The sequence below is a fragment of the Deinococcus misasensis DSM 22328 genome, from assembly GCF_000745915.1.
Taxonomy (GTDB): domain Bacteria; phylum Deinococcota; class Deinococci; order Deinococcales; family Deinococcaceae; genus Deinococcus_C; species Deinococcus_C misasensis.
Genome location: NZ_JQKG01000021.1, coordinates 41,365 through 56,765 on the forward strand (window position 1 = coordinate 41,365; position 15,401 = coordinate 56,765).

Annotated in this window: 19 protein-coding genes; 15 read left to right on the forward strand and 4 right to left on the reverse strand. The window is 58.2% G+C overall.

The genetic code is table 11. The annotated features are described in order from the left end of the window. The first annotated feature begins 76 nt into the window (after positions 1-76). The 6 genes from Q371_RS25810 to Q371_RS14435 all read left to right on the forward strand — a co-directional run bounded on the left by Q371_RS25810 (position 77) and on the right by Q371_RS14435 (position 2,365). A complete protein-coding gene (locus tag Q371_RS25810; protein ID WP_157442716.1) occupies positions 77-217 on the forward strand; it encodes a hypothetical protein in 141 nt (46 codons plus the stop codon). Positions 218-260: 43 nt separating this feature from the next. After that, positions 261-410 (forward strand): hypothetical protein, encoded by a 150-nt coding sequence (locus tag Q371_RS27065; RefSeq protein WP_157442717.1) that lies wholly within the window; start codon positions 261-263, stop codon positions 408-410. Positions 411-941: 531 nt separating this feature from the next. Next, complete coding sequence (locus tag Q371_RS14420; RefSeq protein ID WP_034341733.1) at positions 942-1,241, forward strand: hypothetical protein; 300 nt, start codon at positions 942-944, stop codon at positions 1,239-1,241. A 17-nt stretch (positions 1,242-1,258) separates the two neighbouring features. Beyond that, positions 1,259-1,531 carry a hypothetical protein gene (locus tag Q371_RS14425; RefSeq protein WP_157442718.1) on the forward strand — a complete coding sequence of 91 codons (273 nt, stop codon included), beginning with the start codon at positions 1,259-1,261 and terminating at the stop codon, positions 1,529-1,531. Between the two features lie 70 nt (positions 1,532-1,601). Then, on the forward strand, positions 1,602-2,147 hold the full coding sequence (locus tag Q371_RS14430; RefSeq protein WP_034341735.1) for a hypothetical protein: 546 nt from the start codon (positions 1,602-1,604) through the stop codon (positions 2,145-2,147). Positions 2,148-2,161: 14 nt separating this feature from the next. Beyond that, positions 2,162-2,365 carry a hypothetical protein gene (locus tag Q371_RS14435; protein ID WP_034341736.1) on the forward strand — a complete coding sequence of 68 codons (204 nt, stop codon included), beginning with the start codon at positions 2,162-2,164 and terminating at the stop codon, positions 2,363-2,365. Positions 2,366-2,430: 65 nt separating this feature from the next. On the opposite strand, the gene Q371_RS14440 is transcribed toward Q371_RS14435, so the two are convergent. Together Q371_RS14440 and Q371_RS28080 are read right to left on the reverse strand one after the other, a co-directional pair. Continuing rightward, the gene (locus tag Q371_RS14440) at positions 2,431-2,958 is read right to left on the reverse strand and encodes a DUF6428 family protein (protein ID WP_051964441.1); all 528 of its coding nucleotides are present in this window, start codon (positions 2,956-2,958) and stop codon (positions 2,431-2,433) included. Positions 2,959-3,019: 61 nt separating this feature from the next. After that, positions 3,020-3,373 (reverse strand): ArsR/SmtB family transcription factor, encoded by a 354-nt coding sequence (locus tag Q371_RS28080; protein WP_051964448.1) that lies wholly within the window; start codon positions 3,371-3,373, stop codon positions 3,020-3,022. Positions 3,374-3,624: 251 nt separating this feature from the next. On the opposite strand from Q371_RS28080, the gene Q371_RS14450 reads away from it, so the two are divergent. Continuing rightward, on the forward strand, positions 3,625-3,972 hold the full coding sequence (locus tag Q371_RS14450; RefSeq protein ID WP_084571441.1) for an ArsR/SmtB family transcription factor: 348 nt from the start codon (positions 3,625-3,627) through the stop codon (positions 3,970-3,972). Positions 3,973-3,975: 3 nt separating this feature from the next. Then, positions 3,976-5,211, forward strand: coding sequence for an MFS transporter (locus Q371_RS14455; RefSeq protein WP_051964450.1), 1,236 nt, complete (start codon positions 3,976-3,978; stop codon positions 5,209-5,211). 63 nt (positions 5,212-5,274) lie between these two features. Here Q371_RS14455 and Q371_RS14460 read toward each other — a convergent pair whose 3' ends face one another. Together Q371_RS14460 and Q371_RS27575 are read right to left on the reverse strand one after the other, a co-directional pair. Beyond that, complete coding sequence (locus Q371_RS14460) at positions 5,275-6,486, reverse strand: MFS transporter (RefSeq protein ID WP_034341737.1); 1,212 nt, start codon at positions 6,484-6,486, stop codon at positions 5,275-5,277. Beyond that, positions 6,486-7,823, reverse strand: coding sequence for a hypothetical protein (locus Q371_RS27575; RefSeq protein WP_034341738.1), 1,338 nt, complete (start codon positions 7,821-7,823; stop codon positions 6,486-6,488). The genes Q371_RS14460 and Q371_RS27575 overlap by 1 nt, the downstream gene beginning before the upstream one ends. Positions 7,824-8,187: 364 nt before the next feature. Here Q371_RS27575 and arsL point away from each other — a divergent pair, with 364 nt between their 5' ends. The 7 genes from arsL to Q371_RS14500 all read left to right on the forward strand — a co-directional run bounded on the left by arsL (position 8,188) and on the right by Q371_RS14500 (position 15,355). Further along, positions 8,188-9,468 carry an arsinothricin biosynthesis radical SAM protein ArsL gene (gene arsL / locus Q371_RS14470; protein WP_034341739.1) on the forward strand — a complete coding sequence of 427 codons (1,281 nt, stop codon included), beginning with the start codon at positions 8,188-8,190 and terminating at the stop codon, positions 9,466-9,468. A 30-nt stretch (positions 9,469-9,498) separates the two neighbouring features. Next, the gene (locus Q371_RS14475) at positions 9,499-9,795 is read left to right on the forward strand and encodes a carboxymuconolactone decarboxylase family protein (RefSeq protein WP_034341740.1); all 297 of its coding nucleotides are present in this window, start codon (positions 9,499-9,501) and stop codon (positions 9,793-9,795) included. A gap of 5 nt (positions 9,796-9,800) precedes the next feature. Beyond that, on the forward strand, positions 9,801-11,027 hold the full coding sequence (locus Q371_RS14480) for an ATP-grasp domain-containing protein (RefSeq protein ID WP_034341741.1): 1,227 nt from the start codon (positions 9,801-9,803) through the stop codon (positions 11,025-11,027). A gap of 16 nt (positions 11,028-11,043) precedes the next feature. Further along, positions 11,044-11,865, forward strand: coding sequence for a putative arsinothricin biosynthesis methyltransferase ArsM (gene arsM, locus Q371_RS25815; RefSeq protein ID WP_051964452.1), 822 nt, complete (start codon positions 11,044-11,046; stop codon positions 11,863-11,865). 67 nt (positions 11,866-11,932) lie between these two features. After that, on the forward strand, positions 11,933-13,030 hold the full coding sequence (locus Q371_RS14490) for a GTP-binding protein (protein WP_051964455.1): 1,098 nt from the start codon (positions 11,933-11,935) through the stop codon (positions 13,028-13,030). Further along, positions 13,031-14,236, forward strand: a complete 1,206-nt coding sequence (gene metK / locus Q371_RS14495) for a methionine adenosyltransferase (protein ID WP_034341742.1) — start codon at positions 13,031-13,033, stop codon at positions 14,234-14,236. Further along, positions 14,237-15,355 (forward strand): inorganic phosphate transporter, encoded by a 1,119-nt coding sequence (locus Q371_RS14500; RefSeq protein WP_051964463.1) that lies wholly within the window; start codon positions 14,237-14,239, stop codon positions 15,353-15,355. The last annotated feature ends 46 nt before the right edge of the window (positions 15,356-15,401 follow it).

A 15,401-nucleotide genomic window follows, 5' to 3' on the forward strand; every position in this document is an offset into this window, starting at 1 on the left:
CCTCAAAAGCAATCAGGGAAATCCCTGTCCAGAGGTGCATGCACTGCACCCTGACCCTGCTTTGCTGGAGGAAGGCATGATTCGATTTGAGCAGGTCAGCCACACTTTTAAAAGCGGAACCCGCGCCCTCAGTCAGGTGAATTTTGAAGTGCAAGCCAGAGACTTCACGGTGTTCATGGGTCCCATTGGGCCGCAAAAAGCACCCTGCTTCGCATGATCAACGGCCTGATTGAACCCACGTTCGGTCGCAGGTGGGCCATGTGAACCTCAGGCAGGCCACCAGAAAAGAGGTGCTCCTCACCCGGCGCAGCATTGGGATGGTGTTTCAGCAGTTCAATCTGGTGAAACGCCTCTCGGCCCTTGACAACGTGCTGCTGGGCCGACTCGGGTACTTGCCTGCATGGCGCTGATGGTCAACTTCATATATGAATGAAAAACAACAAGAGCTTCCGCTTCAACCGCCCCTATGGGGCGCGGTCTTTTCCTCCCACGACTGAAGTCGCGGGTCTTCAAGGCCACAAGATGAACCGTCAAGTCCTTGGAACCCTTTTTGAGGTGATTCCCTCTATTGATCTACCCACAAAGAACTGTAGGTGGTCTGGGTGTCCTGACCGTTCCATTCGCGTTGCTCAGCCAAAAGCACCTGCAGTGCTTTTGGCGAACATCAACAAGGGAGAGGGTGAACCCCTGCTGCCCGCAGATCGATTGCATGTTCTTCCCGCGTCATGCTGTTCTGGTTCCTTGCACCTCAGCCCGCCGTGCAGCTTCATGATTGCCACCGTCCCATCACAACCAGAGTGTAAAATGTTTGCAGGTGTCTTACCTCCCAATTGAACGAATCATTGGCACGTTTCCTTCACCCTTAAGGCATGCTTCCATCCCTCTGGCCAACCGGTCACCGGGACACCCCGCAGCCCGCGTGACAGGAAGGACCCACAAACATGCAAAACCCGGATGCCCACAGGCACGGCACCCCCGTGTCGATCGGTCAGCATTTGACTTTTGAGCTGCACACCCGAGCAGAAACCCCTGAAGGGCTCAGCCAGAAACTGGATTGCCCCGAGGAAGTGCTCCGGCAGATCCTGAACGACACCACCCCCCTGAGGGCAGAGATGGCCCTGAAACTCCAGAACTGCTGGGGAATCAGCATGAAACTTCTGCTGGAGCTGCAATTTGAGCACCAGCAGTGGATGGCCCGAGGGCATCCTGCTTCTGCAGCCCCATCTCCCGAGGCCCGCTGATGGGTCGGGGGCGCAGCATGGATCCTGCAAGGCTACAGGTGCTGGAACAGCAAGCCGAGCACTTCCAGATTCAGCCGACCTTGCCAGAGGAACACTGGCCTGAACGTGCAGAGCACCTGCAACTCACCCTGTACCTCGATCAGCAACCCCGCATGGATCAACTGGAAGCCCAACTTGAACAGCACCTCGGGAAACTGCTGCATCAAGAACGCATCACCTTCAGAACCCTCTTGATGGGACGGCTCAGAAGATGGACCGAACAGGCCTGTCACGCAAGGAATGTGCAGTGAACCCTGCATTTGCAGGACTTGTGCACCCGGTCTTACCGTTCTTCATGACCTCCGGGGTTACACTGACCCCATGCCTCCCATGCCTGATCGGGATAACCACCTGTCCGTCCATCAGGTGCTGGCCAGCATGGGATTCTCCAGACCGGGGCAACTCTGGAAGCAACTCCTTGCCCGGTATGGGACAGAAGGGGTTCCTCACATCCACAAACAGTTCAACATGTCCGATGGACGCAAGGGACGCAGGGTGCCAGCCGTGCATTTGCAGGACCTGCCGATTTTGCTGCAACAGGTGGGCGAGATGAGTGGGCATGGGCAGCCCCAGCGGATGCACTTGCCTGCAGAAAAGCAGGTGGTGGAGGTGTTGATGGCGGCTTTTCAGGACCACAAGCCCGAGGCATCCTTTGAGGTGAATGGGGTGAGGGTGGATGTGTTTTTTCACAAATGCCAACTGGCGGTGGTGTTGCTGTCGGTGACAGAAAGCCCCTCTTTGCGGGTGTTGAAGCTGGAACAAGCCGGGATTCAGGTGGTGCAGGCGAGGGTGGACCACAGAAGTTTTCAGTTGGGCGGATTGATTCGGGAACTCCGGGTGAGGATGGACCCCTCTGGAAAAGCTTGAGGAACGCAGGGGGCATGGACGCGGTGAAAGAGGGGTTGGTGTTCGTGCTGCAATTCGACCTGAGGGGCACTTCGAACAGCATGGTGAGTGGTTGCACCGATCCCAAAACCACCATCCCGTGGCACACAGGCACCCGGGTGGGTTTCCGAAGGCCAAACGGGCAACCCTCCAAGCTGGAACTGTTCACCCGTTTTCTTGACACCCACGATTTCCAGTGAACCCTGCCCTGTGAGAAGGTGAGAAGGCCACCCCGTGGGGTGGCCTTGTGGCTCTGGAGGTTCGTTCAGCAGCCGCATCCACCTGTTCCGGTGGTGCTGGTGGGACCGCAGCAGGCGTTGGTGGGGGTGTTGCTGAGCAAGGCCGCTTCACGGGCCCGATCTGCAGCTTTGCACCGCACACCCACCCAGTCCAAGTGGACTTGCAGTTGTCCGTCTGACAAGCGAAGGTCAGCAACTTCAAAATGCACCGCGGGCTGGCCGTCATCGCCGTATTCGAATTTGATTTCGGCATCTCCAGAGATGTTGACCCGGGAGGCCACCTGTCCGTAAATTTTCAGGAATTTGCCTGCAGTCATGTGCTGGTCGTCTTTTTCGGTCTCGGGTCTCCAGAGCTGCACGATGGTGTCTTTCCAGGTGTTGGTCTGGCCTCCGCAGTCCACCGTTTCGAACGTCACGGCTTTGATTTCGGTGACGTGGTAGCCCACCGGAACGATTTTGCCGTTGCCAAGGTGAAAAACCAATGGCAGGTCTTTCTTCTCTTCGAGGACTTTGAGGAAACGGCTGGTGGTGAGGTGTTCTTGAATCTGGATCATGGGAACTCCTGACTGATACATTGATTCATATCAATGTATCTGAGCAAAAAAAGAGGGGTGTTCAACCACCCACACGGGGCAAAAACCGCTGAACAAACTGCACTCCTGAAGGGTTGATCCGGTAGTACATCCACTTGCCCCGCTTGTCCCCAGAGACCAGTCCTGCGGAGATCAGGCACTTCATGTGGTGGCTGACGGTGGGCTGGGTGAGTCCGGTGACCTCTTCCAGGTCGCAAGCACAGGTTTCCGGACCACAGCATTGATCGCCGGGGCGGTGCAAGAAAAGCAGGATCTTCAGACGCATGGGGTCCGACAGGGCCTTGAACACCCAGGCCACCTGCTCCAGCTGTTCTTTTTCCAGTTCAGCAGCATCAAAGGTGGTGTCGAGTTGCACAAGGGGCACAGTCGGGCTCATGGGTTCACTGTACACAACACATAGACAAATGTCAATGTATACTCGGCACAGAGATGCATGTCGCCCAAGGCATGTGGATGCCCCGAAAAACCCACAATGGGACACCCACACCAAACCCATCTGGTGTGGGGTCACATGGGAGGGTGTGATTGTGGTCCTCTTCCAGAGAAGATCCACCAACATCATTGGTGAAACTGCACTAGGGGAATAACGCATTGAACTTGATCGATCTGAGAAAATATACTCCTACCATGGCCACCCCCATCCCTCTGGAATCCGCTCCTCCTGACCTGCTTCACACCGACGGGACTGTGGGCATCTTGAAAGCCCTCGCAGACCCCATGCGCCTCAAAATTTTGGGGTTCATTGCCCATCCACCGAAAGACAACTGCTGTGGCCCAGAGATTTGCGCCTGCGACCTCGAAGGCTACACCGGACTCACCCAGCCCACCGTCAGCCACCACATGAAAGTCCTCACCCAGGCCGGACTGGTGTGCAGCCAGAAACAGGGCCGCTGGATGTACTACACCGTCAACACCCACGTCCTGGAGTCTGCCATCCACCTCCTCCAGCACCTCAAACCCTGCCATGCGGAGTGACCCATGAAAAACTTTTACGGCTGGCGCATCGTTTACACCCTGGCCATCACCAACATCCTCTCCTACGGCATCCTCTATTACACCTTCAGCGTGTTCGTGGAACCCATGGAGCACGAACTCGGCTGGAGCCGCGCCCAGACCAGCCTGGGGGCATCCATCGCCCTGCTCGTTTCCGGCATGATTGCCCCGCTGCTCGGCAAGTGGGTGGACCGCCACGGAGCACGGCTCTTGATGACCGCTGGAAGCATCTTCGGGACCCTCTTGATGTTCTTGTGGGCAAACGTGCACAACCTGTACCTGTATTACCTCCTGTGGGCCCTGATGGGCCTCGCATGGGGAGCCGTGCTCTATGAAGTGACTTTCACGGTGGTGTCCCAATGGTTCAAGAAAAACCGCTCCAAAGCCTTCCTCACCATCACCCTGATTGCCGGACTGGCCAGCACCGTCTTCATCCCCACAGCCACCTGGTTGCGCGACACCCTCGGCTGGCGTGAAGCCCTGCAGGTGCTCGGGGTGGTGTTGGGTCTGGGCACCATCCTTCCTCACTTCCTGGTGGTGCGCCGCAGGCCAGAGGACCTCGGTCTCACCGTCGATGGCCTTCCCGAGGAGTCTTCCACATCCACCCAGGCTACCCCCACCCTGAACGGAAAAACCGCCCTGAAAAGCCCGGTGTTCTGGTGGCTCACGGTGGGCTTCACCCTGCTGGCCTGCAACGTGGTGGCCCTCGGGGCGCACATGGTGCCGCTGCTGACCGAACGCGGATTTTCCAGCGGAATGGTGGCTGCAGCAGCAGGTGGTCTGGGTTTGATGGCGCTTCCCGGACGGGCCATTTTTGCTCCCCTCAGCAACAAAATGCCCACCCTGACCCTCACCATCGTCACCATCTTCTTGCAAGGTCTCGCCCTGCTGGTGCTGCTGAACGTTCCCGGCCTTGTGGGCTTGTGGACGTTTGTGGTGCTGCTGGGCATGAGCAACGGGGCAGCCACCCTTGCCCGGGCCAGCGTGATTGCAGAACTGTTTGACAGCAAATCCTACGGGGTGATCAACGGCACCATGGTGGCGATGTCATCGTGGCCCAAAGCCCTGTTCCCGGTGTTCATCGGGGTGCTCTACTCGGTGTGGCACGGCTACACCCCGGTGCTCTGGTTGATGGCAGGACTGTCCCTGCTGGCCTGCCTGACCGTGTGGTGGGCACAGAAAAGCAAAAACCAACCGGCCGCTCTGGCCGCTGGTGACTGAAACATTCCAGAACATTCCAGAGAAACACAAACCCCCCGATGAAACATCGGGGGGTTTGTGTGGTCAAACTGTTTCAAGTCGCATTTTGCGCACCAGGGTCACCCTGGACCACACACTGGCCACGCCGACCAGCACCCCGAGGAACACAAACAGGTACCTCTCGGAGAGCACGTCGCTGAGGTGACCCATCCCGAGGTAAATCACCAGCGATAGCAGGCCGAACATGGTGTTGAAGGTGGCATGCACCCGGCCCTGAAACTCGGGCAGCACCTGCTCTTGTGCCACGGTGACAAACAGGGAGTACACCGAGAAAGACAGCCCAATGAAAAAATACCCGACCATGGCCATCCACAGGGTGCCCGCCTGTGAGAACAGCAGCAGGCTGAAGGCCATGGTGATCAGTCCGGCGCTCATCACCATTCCGCGGCCTTTCTGCTGGACCATTTTGGGGATGAACACCCCGCCGAGCACCGCCCCGAGGGCGAAAGTGGCGTCAATGTACCCGGCGGCCTCGGGTCCAAGGTGGAGTTGGTGGCGTGTGAAGGGCACCAGCAGCACGTTGACGGTGTAGAGGCTCATCACCAGAAAGGCATTGATGATGTAAACGGTGATGATGTTTTTGTGGTTTTGGATGTATGAGAAGCCGTCCAGCAGGTCTTTTTTGAAGGTGGCTTTGGCCAGCACCGGCGCCTGACTGCGGTGGTACTGGAGTTGCGCGAGGAACACTGCAGAAAGCAGGAAACTGACGCTGTTGAGCACCATGGCAGCAGGTGCAGACACTGCTGCAATCAGCAGGCCGGAGACGGTGGCCCCCAGCCCAGTGCCGAGTTGCCCGGCGATGGATGCAGCGGAGTTGGTGTGCAGGAGTTGCTCTTTGGGGATCACGTCGCGCACCATGGCGCGGGTGGCGGGCTGAAAGACCTTGTCGCAGAAGGCCACCATGAACGACATCAAGTAGATGTGCCAGGGTTGCAGACCGTGGGTCCAGTACAGCACCGGCACCATCAGGATGATCAGGGCCCGCACGATGTCCATGGTGACGGCGATGTTTTTGCGGTTGAGCCGGTCCACGTACACGCCCATGAACGGTGAGAGGAACACGGTGGGGATGCTGGAGAAGAACAACACCCATCCCACTCCGGCAGCGGACCCGGTGAGTTGCAGGGCCAGCCAGCTGTTGGCGATGAATTGCACCCCATCGCCGATGCTGCTGAGGAACAGACCACTGACGTAATTGCGGCTGGGTTGGTGCTGCCAGACAGCCCTGAAGCCCATCAGGGTTGGCCTTCGAAGTACACCGGGCTGAGGAAACTGCCGTTGGCGTAGTTGATGATTTTGCTGCCACTGGCCGGGCTGGCCCGCAGGAAGGCACCGCTGAAAGTGCCGTTCATCATGAAGGCCCCGTACAGCAGGTTGAAGCTGTCCTCCTGAAATCCGGTTTGGGGGGACCATGCGACCAGCTGGCCTTGTGAAGGTTTGATTTGTTTTTGCAGGACGTGTCTCTCGCTGGATTTAAGGCGTTCGATGAGCGTTTGCTGCCAGGCTTGTGGGGTGAGGTCCTGTCCGAAGATCACCCCGAGTCCACCAAGACCATCGGTGGGTTTGAGCACCAGTTCGCCTTGCAGTTTTTGGGCTTCGGGGAGGTTCTCTTCGGTGAGCATGCGGGTCCACGGCAGGTGGTTTTCGATCACTTTGATTTCTTCATCGGTGAAGTGCCCGTGGTTTCTGGGGTCGCTCATCAGGGCAAGCATGGCTTTGGAGCCGTACATGCGGGTGCGGAAGTCCACCGGCATTTGAATCAGGCCTTTTTGCCAGGCTTCGATGACCAGCTTGACGTCTCTGGGGCTGTGCAGGATGTCCAGCAGGTTGAAAAACCGGTAGATGAAATCCAGTCTGGTGCTTCCGGCGTACAGTCCATCTTCTTGCAAGGTGAGGTCTCTGGGAGCACACACCTGAGCGGGAATGCCATGTTTTTCGGTGAGGTCGTGGGCATGCGGGCTGTACATGTGGAGGTATTTGTCCACGCTGTCCTGGGTGTCAAAAATGGCGGTTTGCCCCTGGGGTTTGTGGTGGTCTTGCAAGAATCCCTTCACCATCTCGGCCCACAGCCATGCGGATTCGTACCGCTGCTGGTGGGCTTTGAGGCTCTGGAATGCCGGGGTCTGGTCGAGGGAGCGAAAGATGTGGTCGATGTGGTGTCCGCCAATGGCGCTTCCGACGTTGAGTTCGGTGAGTTTCCAGCCGTCCTCGGTGTGGTAGAGGTCACCGCGCAGGAAGGTGCGGTTGTGCTGGGCGTTGTGTGGGTCGAGAAAGAGTTCGGTGATTTGTTCGCTGAATCCAGCGTACCGGGCAAGTTTCTGGTGGCTGCCTCCGAAGAGGCGGTCCTGGAGGGAGAACAGCAGGGTGTTGAGGGTCTGGTGGATGTGCCTGAGTTCCTGGTGTTGCATGGAGGTGAGCACCGGGGGTGTGACGATCAGGCGTTCTTTGGTGTGGAGGGTGCCGTCTTTGAGGTGTTGTTCGAGCACATTTTGAATGTTCTGCAGGTATTCCCTGGGGTGGCTGTGGTATTGCTCGAGGAAGGGTTGGTGGTGTGTGTGGGTGGCTGTGGTCATGGTTCCTCCGGGAACAAATGCATTGGTCTGTATTTTTATTCGCGAAACGAAATTTGTATACATTGAATCCCTTGTTTTGACCAAGGGAAAACCCTTGCTTTCTTTACATCTCTGCCATCTTGACACGGCAGCATCAGGGTCTTGCTTCCCATCATCTGGATTGCTGAATCCATGTCAAATAGGGGTTTTCCCTTATAAACGATCTTTGCCATGTGGGACGAAACTTGCCCTGGACCACAATTCGAATGTAACGAAATTTAGACTGGATCTAGACAAGTCTATGGACGCATTGAAGTATGTCTATGTAAATTCCCTGTATAAAACTTCACGGTATTCGCATCCCACTGCACCCCAGGAGACCACAATGCTGAACACACTCCTCGTGTCCGTCTACGAAGGCGGATACCAACCCATCACACTGGCATCCGCAGCCCGCACCATCAAAGACGCCGGATACCCCGTCACCATCCTCGACACCTATGTCGAAGGGGTCAACGAAGACAAACTGAGGACCCCCGAGCTGGTGGTGATCTCCCTGCCCCTCTTCGACGCCGTGCACCCCGGCATTGAAGTTGCCCGGCGGGTCAGGGAACTCAACAAAGACGCCCACATCACCTTCATCGGGCAACACGCCACCATCCACCAGAGCCGACTGGTTGGGCCATACGGTGACTCCGCCATCAGTGGCGACTGGGAAGAACCCCTGCTGCAACTGATCGAACAGCTCAGCGGCAAAACCCAGCACCCCGTCATTCCCGGACTGGCCAACGAAAACACCCTCACCCTGCAAGGTACAGTCAGCCCGGTCATCAACCGCAAGCACTTCAAAGTCCCGGACCGCACTGTGCTGCCCGACCTGAAAAAATACCCGAACCTGCAAATCAACAAACTGCTTGGAGCCGAACAGGTGGTGGGCAGCACCGAAATGGCCCGGGGATGCCACCACAAGTGCATGTACTGCTCGGTGTACGCCGCCTATGACGGCAAAGTCGGCCTGATTCCCCTCGAAGTGGTGGTGGAGGACGTGCAGAACCTGATGAAGATGGGCATGACCCACCTGACCTTCATTGATGCCGACTGGTTCAACGCCAAACACCACGGCATCCAGATCCTGCGCGAACTGCACAGCCGCTTCCCCAGTCTCACCTACGACATCACCACCCGGGTGGACCACATCCTCGAGAACGAGCACCTCATCCCAGAGCTCGAAACACTCGGGGTCAGGATCATCACCTCCGCTCTGGAATTTCCCAAAGAAGACATCCTGCGCATCTTCAACAAAGAAATCACCATGGAGCAAACCGAACAGGCCCTGAGGGTGATGCAAAAGAGTGGCATCAAACTCAACCCGACGTTCATCATGTACAACCCATGGATTGACGTTTCCGACCTGTCTCTGTTTCACGAATGGATCAAAAAAGTGGGTCTGGAAGACATTGTTGACCCGATCCAGTTTGAAACCCGCCTGTCAATCTACAAAGGCAGCCCCCTGCTGCAAACCAGAGAAGTCCAGCAGATGCAACTCGAAGAGCACGAATTCCACTACACCTGGAAGCACCAGGATCCCTGGGTGGATGAACTGTACCAGGCCAGCCTCACCCCCCTCGAAGATGGGGTCTTCAAGCGCTGCTGCCTCAAGTGCTGATTGAAGTGCTGAGCTGACGGAGAAAAAAACATGCTGAAAATGCCCGAAACCACCCAGAACCAGTACCAGCATTTCATCAACGAAGCCCTCACCTCCACCACCCTTCCCCTCCGCGAACAGGCCCTGATCCAACTCACCCTTGCCATCGCCAGCCACAACATGGAAGAGGTGCGTCAAGCGGTGCTCAGGGCCAAAAACGAAGGCATCACCACCGCTGAAATCGAACAGGTGACCGCTCTGGTGGTGGCCCAGCACACCCGCCGGGTGCTCGGAGAGTACGGCCAGCTGCAAGTCACCGAAGTGGCCGAATCCAGTTGCTGCAGGTGAAACCCATGAAAACAGACGCCATTGTGGTGCTGGGACGCCGTGACCTCACCGATGACCTGAGAACCATCCTCACCTTCAACCTGCCGGTGGTGCTGCTCAACCCCCACATCACCCTGCAAGACGCCCTGCTGGTTGACTGGCCCATCGAAGTGGACCTCAACGATGAACCAAAAGCCTTCCAGGCTCTGGAACGGGTGCGGGAACGCCACCACATCAAAACGGTGTTCACCATCAACCAGTACCGCCTGACCCTTGCTGCCAAAATGCGCGAACATCTCGGGATTTCGCACGGCATGTCCGTCAAAGCCGCCGAGCAGTCCGGCAGCAAAGTGCTCACCCGCAAAGTGCTCCAGGAGCACCACCTGAGTCCCATCGAATACCGGGTGGTCACCTCCCCTGCCGAGGCCCTCAAGGTGCTGCCCAACCTCACCTTGCCTGTCATCGTGAAACCCGCCAATGATGCAGGCAGCAACCTGGTGCAGAAATGCGAAACCATGGAAGAGGTGTGGGAGGCCGTCTCACGGATCCGCTCGCAAGGGCAGAACTGGGTCAACCAGCCCTTTGACCGTGAAATCCTGCTGGAAGAATTTCTGGAAGGCCCCGAGTACAGCGTGGAAGCCGCCAGTGACCAGAGCGAGACCCGCATCGTTGCCATCACCGAGAAGCACACCGTGGGAGCCATCGAAGCCGGGCATCTGGTGCCTGCTGCGCTGAACCCACAGGATCAAGAAGCCATCGGGCAACTGGTGGTCGATGTGCTGAACGCTCTGGGCATTCAAGACACCGTCACCCACACCGAAGTGAAACTCACCCCACAAGGCCCGAGGATCATCGAAGTGAACAGCCGGGTTGGCGGGGACCACATCCACGAACTGGTCCATCATGTCACCGGCACCCACCTGGTGCAGCTCTCCCTGCACCTGCACCTCGGGGGAACCCTCAGGGACCACCTGCCGGATCTGCCCCGCGCCCCCTCAGCCATGGCCCGTTTTCTGGTGGCTGAAGCGTCTGGCGTGTTCGATTACCAACCGGAAGCCCTGGAACACTCCGATCAGGTGGTCGGCTGGCACCTCACCCACCTGCCGGGCCGCACAGTGAAGCAAAGCACCAGCAATTACGACCGGTTGGGGTACTTCATCTGCCACGGTACACCTGACCAGAGTGCCCTAACCGTCGCCCATCAGGTCCTGCAGGACCTCCAACTCACCGTCAAACCACCCCAACTGACCTGAACGAAAGGAAACACCCATGACCACTGCAAATGCTGCCAACACCGTTCCTTGCTGCTCCGAAGAGAATGAAGCCCTCAGCCCCCAGATGCAGGCCATCCGTGACTTTTATGATGCTGCCGCTGCCGAAATGGACCCCAACTACCTTGCGGGCACCGACAAGTTCTCCCCCTCGGGTCCCACGCAGCGCATCAAAGACATGGTGCTCTCCAGCAGCAAAGTCCGCATCCTCGACATTGGTTGTGGGATGGGCACCACCCTGCTGGAACTCGTCGATGAGCACACCCGGGGCTTGCAGTTCATTGGGGTGGATTTCAGCACCCAGATGATCAAACGGGCCAAGGAGCGTGCTGCCAGCCTCGGTGATGTGCTGCGCCGCAAAGTGGGGTTTTTCACTGCCGATGCACAAGAACTCCCTTACATGGACGGCCAGTTTGACTTCGTGTACTCGGAGTGCGTTTACAACCTGGTGCCAGACCGCCAGCAGGCCCTCTCGGAAGTGTACCGGGTGCTGGCTGTGGGAGGGGTGTTCGTGTACACCGACTTCGTGGCATACCGTCCCGTCCCTGACGTCATCAAAAACGACCTGACCCTGGTGAGCGGTTGCCGTGCAGGCAGCGTCCCCATGAGTGAAAACATGCTGGCGCTGGAAAACCTCGGGTTTGTGGATTTCAAGATTGAAAACTTCACCGAAGACAAAAACCACCGTTACCAGCAAATGCGTGAAGAGAACGAAACCTACCGTCAGGAGTATGAGGACTTCAAACGGGAGAAACCCGAATCCCACCAGTTCCTGGAAGACGGCATCGGCTACTACCTGATTTCCGCTGTGAAACGCTGAATTTCACGCTTGCCGACAATTCCACAACGGGATTGTCGGACTTTTTTGAAGTTGAAGGAGACCTGTCATGTCCAAAATCAAAGTGATCACTCTGGGTGGGTTCCTGGGGGCCGGAAAGACCACCACCGCCATCACCACCATCGAGGCTTTGCGGGAGCAGGGCATCAAGGCGGTGTACATCGCCAACGATCAGGGGGACGGTCTGGTCGACCGGGCTTTGAGCGAAACCCGCAACGTCACCGCCGGTGAAGTCACCGGGGGGTGCTTTTGCTGCAAGTTTGAAGACCTGATGCAGACCATTGAAACCCTGGTGGCCGAACACCAACCAGAGGTGATTCTGGCCGAAGCGGTGGGCAGTTGCACCGACCTGATGGCCACCGTGATTCGCCCGTTGCAACAGTTCCACCAGGACCGTTTCGAAGTCGCACCGTACACTGTGTTGCTGGACGCCCAGCGTTACCAGGACATGAAAAAAATCATTGGCACCAAACTGCAGTACCTGTTTGCCAAGCAACTCGAAGAAGCCCAGGTGGTGGCCATCTCCAAACAGGATGTGCTGACCGACGCTGAAATCGAAGACCTCAAAGCCCAGGTGCAGGTCCTCGCCCCACAGGCAACGGTGCTGGCTTTTTCTTCGGTGACCCGCAAGGGACTGCCCGAGTTGCTCTCGGTGTGGACGGACCTGAACACCAGCTTGCTGCCCGGGCACAGTCTGGATGTGGATTACGACACCTACGCCGATGCCGAAGCCCTGCTGGGCTGGGTGAACATCACTGCCCAGATCCAGCCCACCGAGGGAGGCTTCCATCCCCACACCTGGAGTGAGACTTTCTTTGAGTGCCTCAAGCACGGCATCCAGCGCAACAACACCATCGTCGGGCACATCAAAATCCAGCTCAGCGACGTGCTGGGTCACACCAAAGCCAGCCTGGTCAGCACCCACGGAAGCCACCGCTATGACGTGCAGCACACCGGCAGCAGCGATGGGGTGAGTGCCTTGATCAACGCCCGAGCCGAGGCCAGCCCGGATGACCTGGTGCGACTGATCCAGATTTCCATCCAGTACGCCGATGAGACCTGCCAGACCACCACCGAAGTGGGGGACCTTGCAGCTTTCCGTCCCGGTTACCCCACCCCGGTGCACCGCATCGTCACGGAGGTTTGAATGAAGCGCTTCCGTCTGTACACCTCTGAATCCGTCACCGAAGGCCACCCCGACAAAGTCGCAGACCGCATTTCCGACAGCATCCTGGATGCCTTGATCATGCAAGACCCCCAATCGAGGGTGGCGGCAGAAACCCTGCTCGGGCGGGGACTCGTCACCATTGCCGGTGAAGTCACCACCCGGGGATACGTGGACACCGCACGGCTGGTCCGGGACACCCTCAGGGACATCGGTTACGACGAGGCCAGTTTCGGCATGGATCCCGAGCAGGTCGGGGTGACCTCCCTCCTGTCCAGCCAATCCCCCGAGATTGCCTCTGGCGTGAACCGCAGTTGGGAAGCCCGAAATGGGGACACCAGCGTGTTCTCCCAGCGTGGAGCTGGAGACCAGGGTTTGATGTTCGGTTACGCCACCAACGAAACCGAAGAGTTGATGCCTGCACCTCTGGCCATTGCCCACCGCATCACCCGCAAACTCGCAGAACTCCGCAAAAACCGCACCCTGCCTTACCTGAGACCGGACGGCAAAGCCCAGGTGACGTTGCGGTACCACGAGGTCGCTGGTCGCCTGCTGCCCCATGCGGTGGACACCGTGGTGGTCTCCACCCAGCACTCCAGTGAAGTTCTGCAAAGCCAGATCGAACGGGACGTGATCGAGCAGGTGGTGCTCCCGGTGATTCCAGAGGGCCTTTCCACCCAGCACACCCAGTACTTCATCAACCCCTCGGGCAGTTTCATTCTGGGTGGCCCTTACGCCGACGCGGGCCTCACTGGACGCAAGATCATCGTGGACACCTACGGCGGAGCTGTCCCACACGGAGGGGGTGCCTTCTCGGGCAAAGACCCCACCAAAGTGGACCGCAGCGCTGCTTACTACGCCCGTTACATCGCCAAGAACCTCGTGGCTGCGGGCCTTGCTGACAAGGCTCTGGTGGAAATTGCATATGCCATCGGCAAAGCCCGTCCGGTGTCCCTCAGGGTGGATTCTTACGGCACCGGAACAGTCAGCGATCTGGACCTCGCCCACTGGGTGGAACAGCACTTCGATGCCCGCCCTGCCCAGATCATCCATGAATTGCAACTTGAACGTCCCATTTACGCCCAAACCGCCGCCTACGGCCACTTCGGACGCCCGGAGTTCCCCTGGGAGAACACCACCAAGCGTCAAAGTTTGACCACAGCACAGGTCATCCAAGGAGAAAAGTAAATGCTCGAACGCACCCAGGACACCCCACAAGCCGTTCCGAACGATCCCAAGAAATCCAGTTGGACCGCCCACCCCCTCACCGGCCTCGGCATCGCCGTGCTGTCCACCCTGCTCATTGGAGGCATTTTCGGCCTGCTGTCCATGCCCACAGCCATCGTGCTCGGACTCATTCTGGTGGCCTGGTTGGCCGCCGAGAACGGCGGGAACGACGTGGCAAAGGGCATCGCTCCGCTCGTTGCTGGTGGACTGACCAGTGACCGCGGGGCCCTGCTCTACGGCACCCTGACCACCATCGCCGGCAGTGTGGTCTCGATTTACCTGTCCTCCAAAGTGCTGAAAGTCTTTACCTCGGGACTGGTGGCCCCAGAGAGCACCGTCACGGTCAGCATGACCCTCGCGATTGCCCTCGCGGCATCCCTGTGGGTGGCGTTCGCCACCCGTTTCTCCCTGCCGGTCAGCACCACCCACGCCATTGTGGGCTCCATCGTGGCCGTCGGCATGATCGGTTTTGGCACCCAGGGCATCCTGTGGGATGGGGTGGCCAAGAAAGTGGTGTCACCTTTGCTGCTTGGCCCCCTGCTGGGATTGACTTTCGGACTGGTGCTCACGGTTTTGCTCTCTGCCGTGAAAGTCCCCGAGCGCTTTGCCAAAGGCTCCACCTGGTTGACCACCGGAGGGATTTGTTTTGTGCGCAGCATGAACGACACCCCCAAAATTGTGGCCATCACCTTCTTCCTGCTCACAGCCGGGCACTTCGATGTGGAAAAACACCTGCTGGCCCTGTTCTTGCTGATCACCGTGGCCATGGCCGTGGGAAGTTACGTCAAGGGCCTGAGCGTCACCCACCTGCTGGCCCACAAGGTGACCAAACTCAGCCCCATTGGTGGCCTGACCAGTTCCCTGTCCACGGTGGGTCTGGTGTACGCCGCGAGCGTGTACGGCCTGCCGGTCAGCACCACCCACGTGGCCACCTCAGCCATTCTGGGATCCGGAATGCAAAAAGGGGTGCGCACCGTGAACTGGGGTGTGGTGCGCGACATGGCCCTGTCCTGGGTGATCACCCTGCCCGTCTCGGGCTTGATTGCTGCTCTGGCGTACTTGCTGATCCGCCTGTTCTGACCTCCAATAAAAAACAGCGGTCCTTTTCTGGGCCGCTGTTTTTTGG

What these genes read in the sequence shown, in the direction of transcription:
- Q371_RS14430 (WP_034341735.1), top strand. Translation starts at nt 1,602, where the DNA reads ATGCCTCCCATGCCTGATCGGGATAACCACCTGTCCGTCCATCAGGTG.
- Q371_RS14440 (WP_051964441.1), bottom strand. Translation starts at nt 2,958, where the DNA reads ATGATCCAGATTCAAGAACACCTCACCACCAGCCGTTTCCTCAAAGTC.
- Q371_RS14425 (WP_157442718.1), top strand. Translation starts at nt 1,259, where the DNA reads ATGGATCCTGCAAGGCTACAGGTGCTGGAACAGCAAGCCGAGCACTTC.
- Q371_RS14460 (WP_034341737.1), bottom strand. Translation starts at nt 6,486, where the DNA reads ATGGGCTTCAGGGCTGTCTGGCAGCACCAACCCAGCCGCAATTACGTC.
- Q371_RS27575 (WP_034341738.1), bottom strand. Translation starts at nt 7,823, where the DNA reads ATGACCACAGCCACCCACACACACCACCAACCCTTCCTCGAGCAATAC.
- Q371_RS14435 (WP_034341736.1), top strand. Translation starts at nt 2,162, where the DNA reads ATGGACGCGGTGAAAGAGGGGTTGGTGTTCGTGCTGCAATTCGACCTG.
- arsM (WP_051964452.1), top strand. Translation starts at nt 11,044, where the DNA reads ATGACCACTGCAAATGCTGCCAACACCGTTCCTTGCTGCTCCGAAGAG.
- Q371_RS14480 (WP_034341741.1), top strand. Translation starts at nt 9,801, where the DNA reads ATGAAAACAGACGCCATTGTGGTGCTGGGACGCCGTGACCTCACCGAT.
- Q371_RS28080 (WP_051964448.1), bottom strand. Translation starts at nt 3,373, where the DNA reads ATGAGCCCGACTGTGCCCCTTGTGCAACTCGACACCACCTTTGATGCT.
- Q371_RS14450 (WP_084571441.1), top strand. Translation starts at nt 3,625, where the DNA reads ATGGCCACCCCCATCCCTCTGGAATCCGCTCCTCCTGACCTGCTTCAC.
- Q371_RS14455 (WP_051964450.1), top strand. Translation starts at nt 3,976, where the DNA reads ATGAAAAACTTTTACGGCTGGCGCATCGTTTACACCCTGGCCATCACC.
- Q371_RS14475 (WP_034341740.1), top strand. Translation starts at nt 9,499, where the DNA reads ATGCTGAAAATGCCCGAAACCACCCAGAACCAGTACCAGCATTTCATC.
- Q371_RS14420 (WP_034341733.1), top strand. Translation starts at nt 942, where the DNA reads ATGCAAAACCCGGATGCCCACAGGCACGGCACCCCCGTGTCGATCGGT.
- Q371_RS25810 (WP_157442716.1), top strand. Translation starts at nt 77, where the DNA reads ATGATTCGATTTGAGCAGGTCAGCCACACTTTTAAAAGCGGAACCCGC.
- metK (WP_034341742.1), top strand. Translation starts at nt 13,031, where the DNA reads ATGAAGCGCTTCCGTCTGTACACCTCTGAATCCGTCACCGAAGGCCAC.
- Q371_RS14500 (WP_051964463.1), top strand. Translation starts at nt 14,237, where the DNA reads ATGCTCGAACGCACCCAGGACACCCCACAAGCCGTTCCGAACGATCCC.
- Q371_RS14490 (WP_051964455.1), top strand. Translation starts at nt 11,933, where the DNA reads ATGTCCAAAATCAAAGTGATCACTCTGGGTGGGTTCCTGGGGGCCGGA.
- arsL (WP_034341739.1), top strand. Translation starts at nt 8,188, where the DNA reads ATGCTGAACACACTCCTCGTGTCCGTCTACGAAGGCGGATACCAACCC.